The sequence below is a fragment of the Novosphingobium sp. BL-S-19 genome (genome assembly GCF_055521675.1).
Map to the genome: position 1 here is coordinate 1,396,456 of NZ_CM145498.1, position 15,303 is coordinate 1,411,758.

Genomic DNA, 15,303 nt, shown 5'->3' on the forward strand with positions numbered 1-15,303 from the left:
TTTGCGCGGGGGCATGACTTTCAACGCCACCGTCCTCACCCTCTATCCGGAGATGTTTCCCGGCTCGCTCGGTATCAGCCTGGCGGGCAGGGCGCTGGCCGAGGGTAAGTGGGCCATGAACCCCGTCCACATCCGCGATTTCACCACTGACAAGCACCGCACCGTGGACGACACGCCCGCCGGCGGCGGCGCCGGCATGGTGCTGAAGGTGGACGTTCTGGCCGCGGCGATCGACCACGCCCGCTCGATCAACCCCGACGCCCCGATCATCGCCATGACCCCGCGCGGCAAGCCGATTTCGCAGCAGCGCGTGCGCGAACTGGCGGACGGCCCCGGCGTCACCATTCTCTGCGGCCGGTTCGAAGGTTTTGACGAGCGCATCTTCGAAGGCCGCCAAGTGGAAGAGATGTCGGTCGGCGATGCGGTGCTTTCGGGCGGCGAACCCGCGGCAATCCTGCTGTTAGACGCTTGCATTCGGCTGCTTCCCGGCGTAATGGGCGCGGCTTCCAGCGGGACCGAGGAATCGTTCGAGGACGGTCTTCTCGAATACCCGCAGTTTACCCGGCCCACCGAGTGGGAAGGGCGCACGATCCCTGAAGTGCTGCGATCGGGGGATCATGCGAAGATCGCCGCCTGGCGGAAACGACAGGCGGAGGAAGATACACGGTCACGCAGGCCGGACCTTTGGGAACGTCGCAGTGACGTTCGGGGCCAGTCTGCCTCTGGTGCGCGGCGCAAAAACGAGGACTTAGGTTCATGAACCTGATTCAGCAGATCGAGGCCGAGGAAATTGCCAAGGCCGCCAAGGATATCCCTACCTTCCGTCCGGGCGACACCGTCCGCGTCGGCGTGAAGGTGGTTGAAGGCACCCGTACCCGCGTCCAGGCTTACGAGGGCGTGTGCATCGCGCGTTCGAACCGTGGCATGGGTTCGAACTTCACCGTTCGCAAGATGAGCTTCGGTGAAGGCGTGGAGCGCGTATTCCCGCTTTACTCGCCGAACATCGATTCGATCACCGTTGTCCGCCGCGGCGTCGTGCGTCGTGCGAAGCTGTACTACCTGCGTGGTCGTACCGGCAAGCGCGCCCGCATCGCCGAGCGCCGCGTCAACGAAGTCAAGGCGTAAGCTTTGGCCGATCGCTCCGCCTGAAAGGGCGGGGCAGCCAGAAAGGCGGTTCGATTTATCGAACCGCCTTTTTTGCGTCTGCAGGCAATGCGACTATCACCATTCGGAAAATTCACCCCTCTCATTTCATGAGGCGAATCAGCGCAAATAGTGCGTGGAGCACTCTGGAATCACAGGGGAAAGCCTGCCCTGACCGGGCGCTTGAGCCTGTGGGCCGGTTCTCCGCCGGGTATCTAGGCATCGCAATTGTCGAAAACGTCATCTGAGTGGCGGAAAAACACGATAAACTGCGCGTTTCGGCCTTGTTTAGGCTTTGACAGCGTCGGCAAAAACCGCTCAATTCCGTGCCGCTCAGAGGCGAATCCTAAATTATCCCATCACATCCTGTTTCCACTGAAAGGTTAGGGGGTACCCAATAATGAACAAGAACGATCTCATCGGCGCGGTCGCAGACTCGAGTGGCCTTACCCGCAGCGACGCCACCAAGGCAGTGGAAAGCGTTTTCGAAGCCATTTCGGGCGCGCTGAAGAAGGGCGATGAAGTTCGCCTGGTCGGTTTCGGCACCTTCTCGGTTGCCAAGCGCAAGGCTTCGACCGGTCGCAACCCGCGCACCGGCGAACCGATGGAAATCAAGGCTTCGGCTCAGCCGAAGTTCAAGGCCGGCAAGGGCCTGAAGGACGCTGTCAACTAAGCAGCTGTTCCGGCGGCCTGTCACGCCTCGCAGGCTGAAGTAATTACGCCGCGCCAATCAACAAGGGTTGGCGCGGCGTTTTTGCGTCTGGAAATGGGAAGGGGCGCCCGATCGACGCCCCGTTGGATCGGATCAGGGCTTCAGCTTGATCAGCGCCGTGGGCGCGGCAGGCGTGCGGGCATTGACTGCCCAGGTGAGCACGTGGCCTTTGGGGCCGCTCTGCGGGCCTTCATCGGTATTGTTGGCCAGGATCTGGCCATCGGTGGTGATCGCGAATGTGCCGTCCGCTTCGGCCGTAGTGTCGGCATCCGCTGCATCGCTGGCGCTCGCCAAGCCGGACAGCATCGATCCCATCATGTTGCCCGATCCCTTGGACGGGCCGAATGCGGGGGCATCCACCCGCACGCTGCCATCCTGCCGCAGCGAGAGCTGGACGAAGGCATTGGCCATCGGGAGGCCCTCTATGGTCGGGAAGGCGAAATCGTGGTCCAGCTTGCCCTGCAGCGCGAAATCGACATCGAAGCGGCCGTCGCCCTTGTAGACCGCCTTGGTCCAGCCGACCTGACGCCGCAGCTTGGCGGCCAGTTCCTCGCCCGCGCGGGGATCGTTGGGGTCGATTCCGCCGAGCAGCGCCTTGGCGGCCTCTGCATCGCTCTTTGCCTTTTGCGCGCGCGATTCCTCCCATGACTTCTTCTGGTCGGCGAGTTCGTCCTTGGTGCAGGCGCGCTCGTCATAGTTGTCGTCATGGCAGGCTTCGGGCTCGAACGCGGTCTCCTTGGACTTTTGCAGGGGGATCATCACGATCTCCCCCGTATAGGCGAAGCGGAAGCTGCGATCGCTCCTGAGGTCCAACTGGGAGGAAAACTTGCCGGGCACGAAAATGCAGGCGGCGGCCAGCATCGCCAGTGCCGTTACGGCAAGGCCGGCCAGCAAGCGTCGTTGCGGATTGCGCCGTTCGGTCGATGTCATGTCGTTGCCCCCCTGTACTTGCCCTGTGCACTTGCCCTGTGTGCTTGCGATGATCGCAGGCGATTGTCCTTGGCGATGCCGGGGAGGGAGCATCGCGCGATGCTCCCTCCTGCCGATAGTTGCGGCCCCTCGAATCAGTCGCCGGGTCTGGTGGCCACGGCGTAGAGCGAGATGGCGGCGGCGTTGGAGACGTTCAGGCTCTCCATCGCCTCGTTGATGGGCAGCTTGGCGATGGCGTCGCAGTGCTGGGCGATATTGTGACGCATGCCATCGCCTTCGGCACCGAGGACGAGCGCGACCGGGCCGGCGGGCAGGGCGTCGCCCAGCGTCGTTTCCGTGTTCCCGTCCAGGCCGATGCGCCAGTAGCCGGCCTCGGCAATCTCTTCGAGCGCGCGCGCAAGGTTCACCACGCGTACCCAAGGCAGGATTTCCAGCGCACCCGATGCGCTTTTCGCCAGCGTGCCCGATTCGGGCGGGGCGTGACGGTCCTGCGTGACGATGGCGCAGGCATTGAAGGCAACGGCGGAGCGCATGATGGCGCCGACATTGTGCGGGTCCGTGACCTGATCGAGTACGACCACCGGGCGCGAGGGATCGCCATCGAGAACGTCGTCGATAAAGATGTCGTCCAGCGGTTCGCATTCGAGGACGAGGCCCTGATGCGGCGCATCGCGCGCGACGAGTCGGGCCAGGTCGGCGGGCTGTGCCCACTCTACGGGGAAGTCCGAGGGCAGTTCGCCATCAAGAGATTCGACTCCCTCGCGAGTTGCCCACAGCTTTCTATGGGTACGATCGGGGTTCTTCAGCGCCGCTTCCACGGCGTGACGGCCCCAAAGGCGCACCATTCCCGTGCTGGCACGACCGCTGCCGCGCCCGTTCTTCATACGGCCGGCGCGCCCGCGCAGCGCCTTTCCGGGCTTTCCGCCGTCCCGGTCGCTACGATTGCTCATGAAAAATATCCTTTTCGAAAAATCTGTGCCGCTCCTGCCAGTACCCCCATTGACAGGCAAGGCCAGGTTCTACATAGGCGCCCTCCTCGGCAGCGAGGCACTGGCAACAGCGCTTCGAAACACTGCGGGTTCCGCTCCTTCGGGGTCGGTTTTCCGCCGCCAGCAACTGGTGTGGACAGGTGGCCGAGTGGTTAAAGGCAGCAGACTGTAAATCTGCCCGTGCAAGCGTACGCTGGTTCGAATCCAGCCCTGTCCACCACCAGCTGCTCTCTCGGTAAGAGCCTTCCCTTCGGGGCCACCCTCCATCGTCGGTCAAGTTACACGAACTCCTTGAGAGTGCGCTGACATTCTTGCCCGTATCTTTCCCCGGCCGGGAACGGATCGCGGTCCCCCGGCATTGCGGGAGCGGTGCACTGTCATTAGAGGAAGGCGATGCCCGGAGACATTCTTGATAATCAGGGACGCGGTGAAGCGTCCTGGAACTGGCCCTCTATTCATCCCGAGGGTCGCAAGTTCGGCGCCATCGCCGGCGTAGTCGCGCTCGTCGCGTGGTTGCTGGTCGGCCCGTGGGTCGGTTGGCCGCTCGCGGTACTGACGCTCTGCGTGCTGGCCTTCTTCCGCGATCCCGTGCGCGTGACGCCGCAGGACGACCGATTCGTCGTCGCACCGGCGGACGGTCTGGTCACGCTGATCGGCAAAGTGCCGCCGCCGCGCGAACTGACCGTGGAGGACGGCAGCGGATCGCAGCCGATGTCGACCGAGCCGGTAACGCGCATCTCGATCTTCATGAGCGTGTTCGATGTGCACATCAATCGTGCGCCAATCGGCGGCACGGTGCGCCGGGTGATCTACATCCCTGGCCGCTTCATGAATGCCGATCTCGACAAGGCGAGCGAAGAGAACGAGCGCCAGCACATCCTGATCGAACGTGGCGACGGCCAGCGCATCTGCTTCACGCAGATCGCAGGGCTGGTGGCGCGCCGCATCGTGCCATTCGTGAAGCCGGGCGACATCATCGCCGCCGGCCAGCGCATCGGCCTGATCCGCTTTGGCAGCCGCGTCGACGTTTATCTGCCTGCTGGTACCGAGCCCAAGGTGCTGATGGGCCAGCGCATCGTCGCCGGCGAAACCGTGCTTGCCGAAATCGGCGCGGCACCGGTGATCGAGGGTATTTCGCAGTGATCGACGAGTCCGGCGACCTCAGGATGGCCCGGTTGCAACGCCGCGGCCGCCTTGGCGCCGGGCTTTCGGTGCGGGCTTTCGTGCCCAACGCGATTACGGCTGCGGCGCTGTGCTCGGGCCTGACCGGCATTCGTTTCGCGATCGGCAACGATTATGAGCGGGCGGTCTACGCGGTTATCCTGGCAGGTGTGCTGGACGGGATCGATGGCCGCGCGGCGCGCATGCTGAAGGCGCAGACGCGCTTCGGTGCCGAACTGGACAGTCTGGCCGATTCCATTTCGTTCGGCGTCGCACCGGCGCTGATCGTCTATCTCTGGTCGCTGCATCAGCTTCCCAGCCTTGGCTGGATCGCCGCGCTCGCGTTCGCGATCTGCTGCGTTCTGCGGCTTGCCCGCTTCAATTCGCGGATGGATATGCTGGACCAGCCGCACAAGCAGGCTGGCTTCCTGACCGGCGTTCCCGCACCGCTTGGCGCGGGGCTCGGTTTCCTGCCGCTCTATCTGTGGATCGCCAGCGGCGAACCCATCTTCGCCAATCCGGTTCTGGTTGGCGTGTGGATGGTGCTGATGGCTTTCCTGATGATTTCCAACCTGCCGACGCTCAGCTGGTCGCGGATGCGGCCGCCGGCAAGCTTGCGCCTGGTCGTCATAGCCCTGATCGGCATGACCGTGGCGGCGCTCTGGCTTGAGCCGTGGTGGACGCTGGGCGTGATCACCATCGTCTATCTCGCGCTGATTCCGATCGGGATCTCGACTTACCTGAAGGTCAGGCGGCGAGTTCCCCGCACGGCCAGTCCAGCCCCGGACGCTGCACCGTCTGCGCACGGCGACGCGTAACGCGATCGCGGCGCAGAGTGCCGAGCGTCGGCACCGTTACGCGTTCCACCATGGCCCAATGAATCGTCAGCGTTTCCGGGCAGGCGGCAAGCCGGGCCGGAAGCGCGAGCGCGCTGTGCCCGTAGCGGCGAAGCGTCGCCATGATCGCCAGTGCCGAGGCCAGCGCGGTGATGGCGAAGAGGCAGGCAGCAAATGCAGTCATGATCAATCCTTTCGAGCCGTCGACGCCGATGCGGCGGGAGTCCCGGCTTGTGGAAAACCGACTCTTGTTCTATCAATGTTCCGTCTAGGTATTTGTTCTCTTTTTGTTCGATCGCTGTCAAGACGAAAATGCCGAACCGCTAAGCGGCTGTAAGCACGGTGCTTTTTAGGGCGTTGCCGGGGCTTTCCGGCCAGGGCGGCAAAAATTGACCAATAGTGTGTCATAATGGGTCAGTTTTGCGCTGCGACGCCGTTTGTGAGTTCTCAGGGAAGGGGTCGGCCTTCCTTCCCGGATTGCTGATGGCGGGATCCATTTCGTTCCCTTCATGAGCCCACGCGCCGATGGTCCCGAAGGTGCACGGGGGCAGGGCTTCAATCTCTGGCGTTCAGGGCCTTGTCGGAATGTGCGTCGGAATTTGCGGGTTGCCTTGGTGCGCCGGCGATGTGCCGGTCGCATGTGGGCTTCTCTGTGGAAAAGCTGTGAGAAGCATGTGGTTTCACCGGGATCACCGGGGTGCGACGGCCCGGTCGCGGGCTGCGTTCGGCGGAACGATGCGATTGGGGCTGGATTTCGCGGGCGAACGGGACTAAGGGCGGCCCCGCTTGAAGCAGGGATCGAATTCGCGGTCTCTCGCGATTCGGGCAATCCACATGGGAAGCACACATACCGGTGCCTTTGGCGGCCAGAGTCTACGGACTTCCGCTTGGTTCCAGCTTCCCAGAGGTCAAACCGGAAGGAATTACCTTATGGCGGCACCTGTCGTCACCATGCAGCAGCTCATCGAAGCCGGCGCTCACTTCGGCCACCAGACCCACCGCTGGAACCCGCGCATGAAGCCGTACATCTTCGGCGCGCGCAACGGCATCCACATCATCGACCTTTCGCAGACCGTGCCGCTCTTCGCGCGCGCTCTCGAGTTCGTGCAGGCCACTGTTCAGGCCGGTGGCAAGGTGCTGTTCGTCGGCACCAAGCGCCAGGCTCAGGAGCCGATCGCTCAGGCCGCCCGCGCTTGCGGTCAGCACTACGTCAACCACCGCTGGCTGGGCGGCATGCTCACCAACTGGAAGACCATCTCGGGTTCGATCAAGCGCTTCAAGGCTCTTGAAGAACAGCTTTCGGGTGACACCGCCGGTCTCACCAAGAAGGAAGTCCTTCAGCTGACCCGCGAGCGTGACAAGCTTGAGCTGTCGCTCGGCGGTATCCGCGACATGGGCGGCATCCCGGACGTGATGTTCGTGATCGATGCCAACAAGGAAGCGCTGGCGATCAAGGAAGCCAACGTCCTCGGCATCCCTGTCATCGCCGTGCTCGACACCAACGTCGACCCGAACGGCATCGCGTTCCCGATCCCGGGCAACGACGACGCCAGCCGCGCCGTGCGTCTGTACTGCGACGCGATCGCTCAGGCTGCCACCAAGGGCGGTCGTGACGCGCTCGTCCAGAGCGGTGCCGACATCGGCGCCATGGACGTGCCGGTCGAGGAAGCTGTCGAGGCCTGATAGGTCCGGCGACGACTTTTTCGTCATGGAATTGTCGCGCGCCGGGTCCAATGGGCCTGGCGCGCATCCATTTTTAGGCCACAGCAATGTGGTTCGACCCAAGCAAGAGGATTTGAGCGATGGCTTACACCGCCGCTGACGTGAAGAACCTGCGCGAGCGCACTGGCGCCGGCATGATGGACTGCAAGAAGGCCCTGGACGAAACCGGTGGCGATCTCGAAGCCGCTGTCGACGCGCTGCGCGCTCGCGGTCTGGCCGCTGCCGCCAAGAAGTCCAGCCGTACGGCTGCTGAAGGTCTGGTCGGCGTTGCCGTCACCGGCACCAAGGGCGTTGCCGTCGAAGTGAACTCGGAAACGGACTTCGTTGCGAAGAACGACCAGTTCCAGGACTTCGTCCGCAAGACCACCGAAGTCGCTCTCGGCGTTGCCGGTGACGACGTGGAAGCCCTCAAGGCTGCTGCCTATCCGGGCGGCGGCACCGTTGGCGACGCGCTGACCAACAACGTTGCGACCATCGGTGAGAACCAGCAGGTTCGCCGCATGAAGACCGTCGAAGTCGCTCAGGGCCTCGTCGTTCCCTACATGCACAACGCTGCTGCTCCTGGCCTCGGCAAGATCGGCGTTCTCGTCGCTCTCGAATCGGAAGCCTCGGCTGACGTTCTGGAAGCCCTCGGCAAGCAGATCGCGATGCACATCGCCGCTGCCTTCCCGCTGGCCCTCAACGCCGACGATCTCGACGCCGAGCTGATCGCTCGCGAGCGCAAGATCGCCGAAGAAAAGGCCGCCGAATCGGGCAAGCCCGAAGCCGTGCAGGCCAAGATGGTCGATGGCGCGATCGCCAAGTACGCCAAGGAAAACGCTCTGCTTTCGCAGGTCTTCGTCATGGACAACAAGACGCCGATCCAGCAGGTCGTCGATCAGGCCGGCAAGGACGCCGGTGCCAAGATCGTGCTGAAGGACTACGTCCGCTTCCAGCTCGGCGAAGGCATCGAGAAGGAAGTCACCGACTTCGCAGCCGAAGTGGCTGCTGCTGTCGCAGGCTGATCTTTCGGGACACCGAACATGAAAAGGGCCGGGGAGCTTTGGCTTCCCGGCCCTTTTTCTTTGCCCGTTCGGTAGATCAGTAGGCCGCCGTAAACCGTGCGCGGCTGTGCTTGTGGGCTTCCAGTTCGTCGACCATGGCGATGGCGTAATCGGCGAAGCTGATCTTGCTCTCGCCCGCCTCGTCGGTGACGAGCTGGTCGGTGCCCGGGCGGTAGGTGCCGGTGCGCGGCCCTTCGAAGATAAGCGCCGCGGGGGAGAAGAACGTCCAGTCCACGTCGTCGACCTGCTTCAGCGCGTCCAGGAACGTGATCCCGCCCATTGCGGCGCCTTTCCAAGCTTCAGGGAAGTCCGGCGTGTCGATCACGCGCACGCCCGGCGCGACTTCAAGACTGGCGGCACCGCCGGTGACGAGCAGGCGAGGTACGCCGGCTTTGCGGAGGGCAGCAAGCAGCGTTTCGGCGGGCACGTCGAAGTGCAGGGCGCTGATAACGGCGTCGCTACCGGCAATCAGTGCGGCGAGTGCTTCGGGATCGGAGGCGTCGCCAGCCTTGGCGGCAACACCGTCGGTCACGGCGATCTTTTCCGGATTGCGCGCGATGGCCAGCACTTCGTGGCCGCGCGCCGCTGCTTCCTTGGCGATTTCCGATCCGGCGCGGCCGCTGGCGCCGAGGACTGCAATCTTCATATCGATTCTCCACTAGGTATCCAATGGTGACCAAGTGTGTTATCGAATGTGGCCATGCAAGAAGGCACCTTGATCGCACCGGGTTACGCCGAGGAAACCACCGACACTTCCGAGCCGCGCGCGCCGGACGTCTACGCCGCCAATTGCCCAACGCGGCAATTGCTCGACCGCGTGGCCGACAAGTGGAGCGTGCTGATCCTCTTGACGCTCGGCAAGGGCGAAACGCGCTTCAATGCGCTGAAGCGACGGATCGACGGGATTTCGCAAAAGATGCTTAGCCAGACTCTGCGTTCGCTGGAGCGCGATGGGCTGGTCTTGCGGCATGTGGTGCCGACCGTGCCGGTGACGGTCAGCTATGCGATCAGCCCGCTGGGCAGCGAATTGCTGGGGGCCTTGCAGGCGATGATCGACTGGGCCGAAGCGCGCATGGGCGCGGTGGCGCAGGCGCAGCGGATTTACGATGCGCGAGAGCGGGAATTGGCTGGCATCTGGAATTGACCGCGTTTTCGGCGGGCGTTCGATGGAGCCTTCGTTGCGCCGATCCACGCTCATCCACAAGCCAACCCCTTGGCAATTTCGGCGCGCGCTCCTAAAGCCGGGGCCATCCAGCCCCCGAGGAGAAGTGCGGCCATGAGTTCATCCCCCTACAAGCGCGTCCTCCTCAAACTGTCGGGCGAAGTCTTGATGGGGAACCAGCAATTCGGGATCGATTCCGATTTCGTTGCGGAACTGGCCAAGGAAGTGAAGGCCGCGAAGGAAACCGGCCTTGAGATCTGCCTCGTCATCGGTGGCGGCAATATCTTCCGCGGCATGGCCGGCGCTGCGCGCGGCATGGACCGTGCGCAGGCCGATTACATGGGCATGCTGGCCACCGTCATGAACGCGCTGGCCATGCAGAACGCGCTCGAACAGCTTGGCGTTCATACCCGCGTGCAGTCCGCCGTGCAGATGGATCAGGTCTGCGAGCCGGTGATCCGCCGCCGCGCAGAGCGCCATCTGGAAAAGGGCCGCGTGGTGATCTTCGCTGCCGGCGTGGGCGCGCCTTACTTCACCACCGATTCGGGCGCCGCGCTGCGTGCCGCCGAAATGCAGTGCGATGCGCTGCTGAAGGGCACCAGCGTCGACGGCGTCTACGACAGTGACCCGAAGAAGAACCCGGACGCCAAGCGTTACGATACCGTCGATTACGACACCGTTCTTGCAGATAACCTGCAGGTAATGGACGCATCCGCCGTTGCGCTCTGTCGCGACAACAATATTCCGATCGTCGTGTTCTCGATCCGCGAGAAGGGCAATCTTGCCACGGTTCTCGCCGGGGGCGGAACCAAGACGATCGTGCAGAAAGGAGCCTGAACCATGGCGAAGTATGACAAGGCGGATCTCGAACGCCGCATGAAGGGCGCGATCGATGCGCTGAAGCACGATCTTTCGGGCCTGCGCACCGGCCGCGCCAACACCGCGCTGCTGGAGCCGATCATGGTCACCGTCTATGGTGCCAACACGCCGATCACACAGGTCGCCACGATTTCGGCACCCGAACCGCGCATGCTTTCGGTGCAGGTATGGGACAAGTCGAACATCGGCCCCGTCGAAAAGGCGATCCGTTCGGCCGGGCTCGGCCTGAACCCGATCAATGACGGCAACACGCTGCGTCTGCCGATCCCCGACCTGACCGAGGAACGTCGCAAGGAACTGGCCAAGCTGGCCAGCTCCTATGCCGAAAAGGCCCGCGTCGCCGTGCGCAACGTACGCCGCGACGGGATCGAGAACCTGAAGGCGGACGAGAAGAAGAAGGAAATCTCGGAAGACGAGCGCAAGCGCGGCGAAACCGAAGTCCAGAAGCTGACCGACGATCTGATCAAGCAGCTTGACGAGGAATTCGGCCGCAAGGAGAAGGAAATCCTCGGCAAGTGAGGCTGTTCGGCCGCGCTTGGGGGAATGTCTGATGGCCAAGAGTGAACCGGCACGCGTGCGCCACGTTGCCATCATCATGGATGGCAACGGCCGCTGGGCGAAGAAGCGTCACCTTCCACGCGCGCTGGGTCACCAGCGCGGCGTGGAGGCGGTGCGCCGCGTCGTGCGCGGGGCCCGCGAACTGGGTCTGGAAGCGCTGACGCTCTACGCCTTCTCCACGGAAAACTGGCGCCGCCCGGAGGAAGAGGTTTCCGACCTCATGAGCCTGATGAAGCGCTTCATTCTTTCCGACCTGGATGAGTTCGCTTCTGCCGGCGTGCGGCTGAAGATCATCGGCGATTACAAGGCCTTCAAGCCGGATGTCGTCGAACTGGTGGAAGGCGCGGTGGCGCGCACGGCGGGCAATACCGGTACGACGCTGGCAGTAGCGCTGAACTACGGTTCGCAGGACGAGATCGCCCGCGCCGCCACCAAGGCGGCAGCGAAGGGCCAGATCACGCCGGAAACCATCGCAGCCGAGCTGGACACGGCGGACTTGCCGCCGCTCGATCTGCTGATCCGCACCTCGGGCGAAGTGCGCCTTTCCAACTTCCTGCTGTGGCAGGCGGCCTATGCCGAGATGCTGTTCACTGACGTGCTGTGGCCGGACTTCAATGTCGACCATTTGCGCGATGCGCTGGAAGAATTCGCGCAGCGGGAGCGTCGCTATGGCGGACGGTGATCCGACCACGGGGCAGTCCGGCAAGAAGTCCGACCTGGGCGTGCGCACGGTTTCGGCCGTGGTCATGCTGGCGGTTGCCGGCGGCGCGCTCTGGCTGGGCGGCGCGGTGTGGACGGCCTTCGTCTGCGCGGTATCGTTGGGCGTGCTGTGGGAATGGGTTCGCCTGTCGCGCAGCGCGATGCGCGATCCGATGCATCGCGGCCTGATGAACTTTGCCGGCATGTTCTATGTCGGCGTCGGCGCGGCGATGCTGCTGTTCCTGCGCAATCCGGCTTTCAGCCTGGGGCCGGTCCTGACCGTGGTAGCCACGGTGATCGGCGTCGACGTCGGTGCCTATTTCACCGGTCGCACCTTGGGTGGCCCGAAGATCGCGCCCGCCATCAGTCCGTCCAAGACCTGGTCGGGCCTGCTGGGCGGCGTGCTGGGTGCGACGCTGGTGCTGTTCGGCGCGGCGCGCTTCTGGCAGGAAGGCCTGACCTCCATTCTGGTGCAGGGCAATGCGGCCGACGCCCCGAACTGCATGGGATCCCAGCCGTGCTGGTATCTGACTGCCGACCCGCTTCCGCTGTTTGCCTCCTGCCTGCTGACCGGGCTGTTCGTGGCCGTCTGCGCGCAGGCGGGCGACTTTTTCGAAAGCTGGCTGAAGCGCCGCGCGGGCGTGAAGGATTCGGGCAATTTCATTCCCGGCCACGGCGGCTTCTTCGATCGCGTGGACGGGCTGCTGGCAGTGCTGTTCCTGTTGGCGCTCATGATCCTGCTGCAGCCGAGGTAAGCGTGCGATGACGACCCAGCGCACCATCTGCATTCTTGGCGCCACCGGCTCCGTCGGCGCGTCCACGCTGGACCTTGTGCGGCGGAACCCGGCTGCGTGGCACGTCAGTGTGCTGACCGCCCATTCCAACGTGGACGAGCTGGCGAAGCTGGCGCGCGAATTTGCCATCGACCTTGCGGTCGTGGCCGATGAGGCGCGGCTGCCCGCGCTGCGCGAGGCGCTGTCCGGAACCGGGATCGCCACGGCGGGCGGACCGCAGGCGCTGGTGGAAGCAGCCGCCCGCGGAGCGGACATGACCGTGGCCGCCATCGTCGGCTGCGCGGGCCTTGCGCCGACCATGGCCGCGATCGAGCAGGGCAAGGCGATCGCGCTTGCCAACAAGGAAGCGCTGGTCTCTGCCGGCGAAGTTATGATGGCCGCCGTCGCCCGCCATGGCGCGACGCTGCTGCCCATCGATTCGGAACACAACGCGATCTTCCAGTGCCTGCAGGGCAACGACATCGCACAAGTCCGCTCCATCACCCTGACGGCCAGCGGTGGCCCGTTCCGCGAATGGAGCTGGGAACGGCTTCAGGCCGCGACCCCGGCCGAGGCGGTGAAGCACCCCAACTGGGACATGGGCGCGAAGATCAGCGTCGATTCGGCGACCATGTTCAACAAGGGCCTCGAACTGATCGAGGCGTACCATCTTTTCCCCGTCGGGCTCGATCGTCTGCGCATTATCGTCCATCCGCAGTCGGTCGTGCATTCGATGGTCGAATATCGCGATGGGTCGACTCTGGCGCAGTTGGGCCCGTCCGACATGCGCGTGCCTATTGCCTCGGCACTGGCCTGGCCCGCGCGCATGGATACCCCTTGCGCACCGCTGGACCTTGCCGCGATCGGCGAACTCACTTTCCGCCAGCCCGACGAAAATCGTTTCCCGGCAACGCGTATTGCCCGGGCGGCGGCAGAGGCGGGCGGAGCGATCCCGGCCGTGCTCAATGCCGCCAACGAAGTTGCCGTGGCCGCATTCCTTGCCGGTCAGATCCCGTTCACGCGGATCGCCGCACAAGTGGAGGATGTGCTCGGCGCCTATGCACCGCCCGCGCCTACCTGCCTTGACGACGTACTGGCGGTTGACGCGGAGGCCCGCGCGAGGGCAAGCATGGTAGCGGGACCCGCTTGAGCCGGTAATCGGTAGCCAGTTGGCTCGGGTCCGATGGAGTTTGCCTGACTTGACCGGATCGCCCAATCTGCTGACGACGATCTTCGCATTCCTGTTGCTGCTCGGCCCGCTGGTACTGGTGCACGAACTGGGCCACTACCTTGTAGGCCGCCTGTTCGGCGTGAAGGCCAATGCCTTCTCGATCGGGTTCGGCAAGGAGTTGTTCGGGTGGACCGACCGGCGCGGTACGCGCTGGAAGCTCTCCGCCGTGCCCTTGGGCGGCTATGTCCAGTTCGCTGGCGACATGAACCCTGCCTCGGCGCCGAGCGCGGCGGATGACGGGCTGACGCCGGCGGAGCGGGCGCAGACTTTCCATGTGAAGCCGCTGTGGCAGCGCGCGCTGATCGTCTTCGCCGGGCCGCTGACCAATTTCCTGGTCTGCGTGCTGATCCTGGCAGCTTTCGCATGGGCGAATGGCAAGCTTGTCGCCGATCCCGAAGTCGCGGGCTTCTCGTCGCATTCGGCCGCGCAGGCGGCAGGCGTCGAGGTGGGGGACCGCATCGTGACCATCAACGGGGCGGCGATCGAAAGCGCGTCGGATATCGGCCAGCATACCGATTTCTATCCCGGCAAGACGGTGAAGGTGGCCGTGCTGCGCGATGGCGCGACGCTGACCTTCCCGGTCAAGCTGGCATCACAGGAAGTCAGTGATGAATTCGGAAACAAGGCAACGCTGGGCGATCTCGGCATCGATTTCGCCGCTCCGGTAGTCAGCGGCTTTTTCGGCGGCGATTCGCCCGCCCGATCGGCCGGCGTGCAAGTGGGCGATCGCATCGTCGCGGTCGGAGAGACCGGCGTTACCAGTTTCCGACAAGTCCAGGACCTTATCGTCGGCATCCCCGGCAAGGCGATCACGGTCACCGTGATGCGCGGGGACGAAGCGCATGTTTTGCCATTGACCGTCGCCAGCCAGACGGTGGTGGGCGAGAAAGGCGTGAATCAGACCGTTGGGCGCATCGGCGTCCAGTCGGGCATCGGTCGGCTTGAAAAGGTCGGCCCGGTGGAAGCCCTTGGCCTGGGCGTGGATCGCAGCTTCATGATCATGGGCAACATGATCACCGGAATTCGGCAGATTTTCACGGGTGATCGGTCTGTTCGTGAACTGGGCGGCCCGATCAAGATCGCCCGCTATTCGGGCGAGCAGTTCAGCCTGGGATGGGGCGCTTTCACCTTCTTTGCGGCCATGATCTCGATTAACTTGGCATTCATCAATCTCCTGCCAATCCCGGGCCTGGACGGCGGGCACCTGGCTTTCTACGCAGCCGAATTGGTGCGTCGCAAGCCGCTGGACGTGCGCAGTCAGGAATGGGCGATCCGCACCGGGGTGGCATTCGTGCTGGCCTTGATGCTGTTCGTCACGGTCAACGATCTGGCTTCGCTTCCGATTTTCGGGGGATAGCCTGGAGAAATCTTCCAAGATCACATTTCTGCCGGGATTGACTGCTTGATCGGACGCCGTCCATCGGGCAGACGGGCGCGATTGCCTGCCGGGGAGGCAGGTGCCTGG

General features: G+C 64.0%; 18 protein-coding genes and 1 tRNA gene. 15 read left to right on the forward strand and 4 right to left on the reverse strand.

Annotated elements, in window-relative coordinates; translation table 11 throughout:
- Positions 1-13: 13 nt before the first annotated feature.
- The 3 genes from trmD (at position 14) to ACZ1JV_RS14910 (ending at position 1,816) form a co-directional block, all read left to right on the forward strand.
- Entirely contained in the window at positions 14-760 is a 747-nt protein-coding gene (gene trmD / locus ACZ1JV_RS14900) for a tRNA (guanosine(37)-N1)-methyltransferase TrmD (protein WP_465152160.1), read from the forward strand.
- The gene (gene rplS, locus ACZ1JV_RS14905; RefSeq protein ID WP_465137884.1) at positions 757-1,125 is read left to right on the forward strand and encodes a 50S ribosomal protein L19; all 369 of its coding nucleotides are present in this window, start codon (positions 757-759) and stop codon (positions 1,123-1,125) included. Before trmD ends, rplS begins: the two co-directional genes overlap by 4 nt.
- Before the next feature lie 418 nt (positions 1,126-1,543).
- Positions 1,544-1,816 (forward strand): HU family DNA-binding protein, encoded by a 273-nt coding sequence (locus tag ACZ1JV_RS14910; RefSeq protein WP_465137885.1) that lies wholly within the window; start codon positions 1,544-1,546, stop codon positions 1,814-1,816.
- A gap of 132 nt (positions 1,817-1,948) precedes the next feature.
- On the opposite strand, the gene ACZ1JV_RS14915 is transcribed toward ACZ1JV_RS14910, so the two are convergent.
- Positions 1,949-2,785, reverse strand: coding sequence for a hypothetical protein (locus ACZ1JV_RS14915; RefSeq protein WP_465152161.1), 837 nt, complete (start codon positions 2,783-2,785; stop codon positions 1,949-1,951).
- 134 nt (positions 2,786-2,919) lie between these two features.
- Positions 2,920-3,735, reverse strand: coding sequence for a TrmH family RNA methyltransferase (locus ACZ1JV_RS14920; RefSeq protein ID WP_465137887.1), 816 nt, complete (start codon positions 3,733-3,735; stop codon positions 2,920-2,922).
- Between the two features lie 173 nt (positions 3,736-3,908).
- On the opposite strand from ACZ1JV_RS14920, the gene ACZ1JV_RS14925 reads away from it, so the two are divergent.
- The 3 genes from ACZ1JV_RS14925 (at position 3,909) to ACZ1JV_RS14935 (ending at position 5,753) form a co-directional block, all read left to right on the forward strand.
- A tRNA-Tyr gene (locus tag ACZ1JV_RS14925) sits at positions 3,909-3,994 on the forward strand.
- Positions 3,995-4,167: 173 nt separating this feature from the next.
- Positions 4,168-4,917, forward strand: coding sequence for a phosphatidylserine decarboxylase (locus ACZ1JV_RS14930; protein WP_395394313.1), 750 nt, complete (start codon positions 4,168-4,170; stop codon positions 4,915-4,917).
- Entirely contained in the window at positions 4,914-5,753 is an 840-nt protein-coding gene (locus ACZ1JV_RS14935; protein ID WP_465152162.1) for a CDP-alcohol phosphatidyltransferase family protein, read from the forward strand. Before ACZ1JV_RS14930 ends, ACZ1JV_RS14935 begins: the two co-directional genes overlap by 4 nt.
- On the opposite strand, the gene ACZ1JV_RS14940 is transcribed toward ACZ1JV_RS14935, so the two are convergent.
- Complete coding sequence (locus ACZ1JV_RS14940) at positions 5,683-5,955, reverse strand: hypothetical protein (RefSeq protein WP_465152163.1); 273 nt, start codon at positions 5,953-5,955, stop codon at positions 5,683-5,685. The genes ACZ1JV_RS14935 and ACZ1JV_RS14940 overlap by 71 nt on opposite strands.
- A gap of 746 nt (positions 5,956-6,701) precedes the next feature.
- Between ACZ1JV_RS14940 and rpsB the strand changes: the two genes are divergently transcribed.
- A complete protein-coding gene (rpsB, locus tag ACZ1JV_RS14945; RefSeq protein ID WP_142632790.1) occupies positions 6,702-7,454 on the forward strand; it encodes a 30S ribosomal protein S2 in 753 nt (250 codons plus the stop codon).
- Between the two features lie 119 nt (positions 7,455-7,573).
- On the forward strand, positions 7,574-8,497 hold the full coding sequence (gene tsf, locus ACZ1JV_RS14950) for a translation elongation factor Ts (protein ID WP_465137890.1): 924 nt from the start codon (positions 7,574-7,576) through the stop codon (positions 8,495-8,497).
- A gap of 76 nt (positions 8,498-8,573) precedes the next feature.
- On the opposite strand, the gene ACZ1JV_RS14955 is transcribed toward tsf, so the two are convergent.
- Entirely contained in the window at positions 8,574-9,182 is a 609-nt protein-coding gene (locus tag ACZ1JV_RS14955) for an NAD(P)-dependent oxidoreductase (RefSeq protein ID WP_465152164.1), read from the reverse strand.
- Between the two features lie 54 nt (positions 9,183-9,236).
- Between ACZ1JV_RS14955 and ACZ1JV_RS14960 the strand changes: the two genes are divergently transcribed.
- The 7 genes from ACZ1JV_RS14960 to rseP all read left to right on the forward strand — a co-directional run bounded on the left by ACZ1JV_RS14960 (position 9,237) and on the right by rseP (position 15,195).
- Entirely contained in the window at positions 9,237-9,680 is a 444-nt protein-coding gene (locus ACZ1JV_RS14960) for a winged helix-turn-helix transcriptional regulator (protein WP_465152165.1), read from the forward strand.
- Between the two features lie 132 nt (positions 9,681-9,812).
- The gene (pyrH, locus tag ACZ1JV_RS14965) at positions 9,813-10,535 is read left to right on the forward strand and encodes a UMP kinase (RefSeq protein ID WP_395327081.1); all 723 of its coding nucleotides are present in this window, start codon (positions 9,813-9,815) and stop codon (positions 10,533-10,535) included.
- 3 nt (positions 10,536-10,538) lie between these two features.
- The gene (frr, locus tag ACZ1JV_RS14970) at positions 10,539-11,096 is read left to right on the forward strand and encodes a ribosome recycling factor (protein ID WP_465152166.1); all 558 of its coding nucleotides are present in this window, start codon (positions 10,539-10,541) and stop codon (positions 11,094-11,096) included.
- A 31-nt stretch (positions 11,097-11,127) separates the two neighbouring features.
- On the forward strand, positions 11,128-11,817 hold the full coding sequence (gene uppS, locus ACZ1JV_RS14975; RefSeq protein ID WP_465152167.1) for a polyprenyl diphosphate synthase: 690 nt from the start codon (positions 11,128-11,130) through the stop codon (positions 11,815-11,817).
- Positions 11,804-12,589: a phosphatidate cytidylyltransferase gene (locus ACZ1JV_RS14980; protein ID WP_465152168.1), complete on the forward strand. Its 786-nt coding sequence runs from the start codon at positions 11,804-11,806 to the stop codon at positions 12,587-12,589. The genes uppS and ACZ1JV_RS14980 overlap by 14 nt, the downstream gene beginning before the upstream one ends.
- Positions 12,590-12,596: 7 nt before the next feature.
- Positions 12,597-13,757 (forward strand): 1-deoxy-D-xylulose-5-phosphate reductoisomerase, encoded by a 1,161-nt coding sequence (locus ACZ1JV_RS14985; RefSeq protein ID WP_465152169.1) that lies wholly within the window; start codon positions 12,597-12,599, stop codon positions 13,755-13,757.
- Positions 13,758-13,806: 49 nt separating this feature from the next.
- Positions 13,807-15,195: an RIP metalloprotease RseP gene (gene rseP, locus ACZ1JV_RS14990; protein ID WP_465152170.1), complete on the forward strand. Its 1,389-nt coding sequence runs from the start codon at positions 13,807-13,809 to the stop codon at positions 15,193-15,195.
- The last annotated feature ends 108 nt before the right edge of the window (positions 15,196-15,303 follow it).

Excerpts from the sequence above, each read along its gene's own strand:
- ACZ1JV_RS14920 (WP_465137887.1), bottom strand. The coding sequence starts at position 3,735 with ATGAGCAATCGTAGCGACCGGGACGGCGGAAAGCCCGGAAAGGCGCTG.
- rpsB (WP_142632790.1), top strand. The coding sequence starts at position 6,702 with ATGGCGGCACCTGTCGTCACCATGCAGCAGCTCATCGAAGCCGGCGCT.
- ACZ1JV_RS14930 (WP_395394313.1), top strand. The coding sequence starts at position 4,168 with ATGCCCGGAGACATTCTTGATAATCAGGGACGCGGTGAAGCGTCCTGG.
- tsf (WP_465137890.1), top strand. The coding sequence starts at position 7,574 with ATGGCTTACACCGCCGCTGACGTGAAGAACCTGCGCGAGCGCACTGGC.
- pyrH (WP_395327081.1), top strand. The coding sequence starts at position 9,813 with ATGAGTTCATCCCCCTACAAGCGCGTCCTCCTCAAACTGTCGGGCGAA.
- ACZ1JV_RS14960 (WP_465152165.1), top strand. The coding sequence starts at position 9,237 with ATGCAAGAAGGCACCTTGATCGCACCGGGTTACGCCGAGGAAACCACC.
- ACZ1JV_RS14985 (WP_465152169.1), top strand. The coding sequence starts at position 12,597 with ATGACGACCCAGCGCACCATCTGCATTCTTGGCGCCACCGGCTCCGTC.
- ACZ1JV_RS14980 (WP_465152168.1), top strand. The coding sequence starts at position 11,804 with ATGGCGGACGGTGATCCGACCACGGGGCAGTCCGGCAAGAAGTCCGAC.
- ACZ1JV_RS14955 (WP_465152164.1), bottom strand. The coding sequence starts at position 9,182 with ATGAAGATTGCAGTCCTCGGCGCCAGCGGCCGCGCCGGATCGGAAATC.
- uppS (WP_465152167.1), top strand. The coding sequence starts at position 11,128 with ATGGCCAAGAGTGAACCGGCACGCGTGCGCCACGTTGCCATCATCATG.
- trmD (WP_465152160.1), top strand. The coding sequence starts at position 14 with ATGACTTTCAACGCCACCGTCCTCACCCTCTATCCGGAGATGTTTCCC.
- ACZ1JV_RS14910 (WP_465137885.1), top strand. The coding sequence starts at position 1,544 with ATGAACAAGAACGATCTCATCGGCGCGGTCGCAGACTCGAGTGGCCTT.
- ACZ1JV_RS14915 (WP_465152161.1), bottom strand. The coding sequence starts at position 2,785 with ATGACATCGACCGAACGGCGCAATCCGCAACGACGCTTGCTGGCCGGC.
- rplS (WP_465137884.1), top strand. The coding sequence starts at position 757 with ATGAACCTGATTCAGCAGATCGAGGCCGAGGAAATTGCCAAGGCCGCC.
- ACZ1JV_RS14940 (WP_465152163.1), bottom strand. The coding sequence starts at position 5,955 with ATGACTGCATTTGCTGCCTGCCTCTTCGCCATCACCGCGCTGGCCTCG.
- frr (WP_465152166.1), top strand. The coding sequence starts at position 10,539 with ATGGCGAAGTATGACAAGGCGGATCTCGAACGCCGCATGAAGGGCGCG.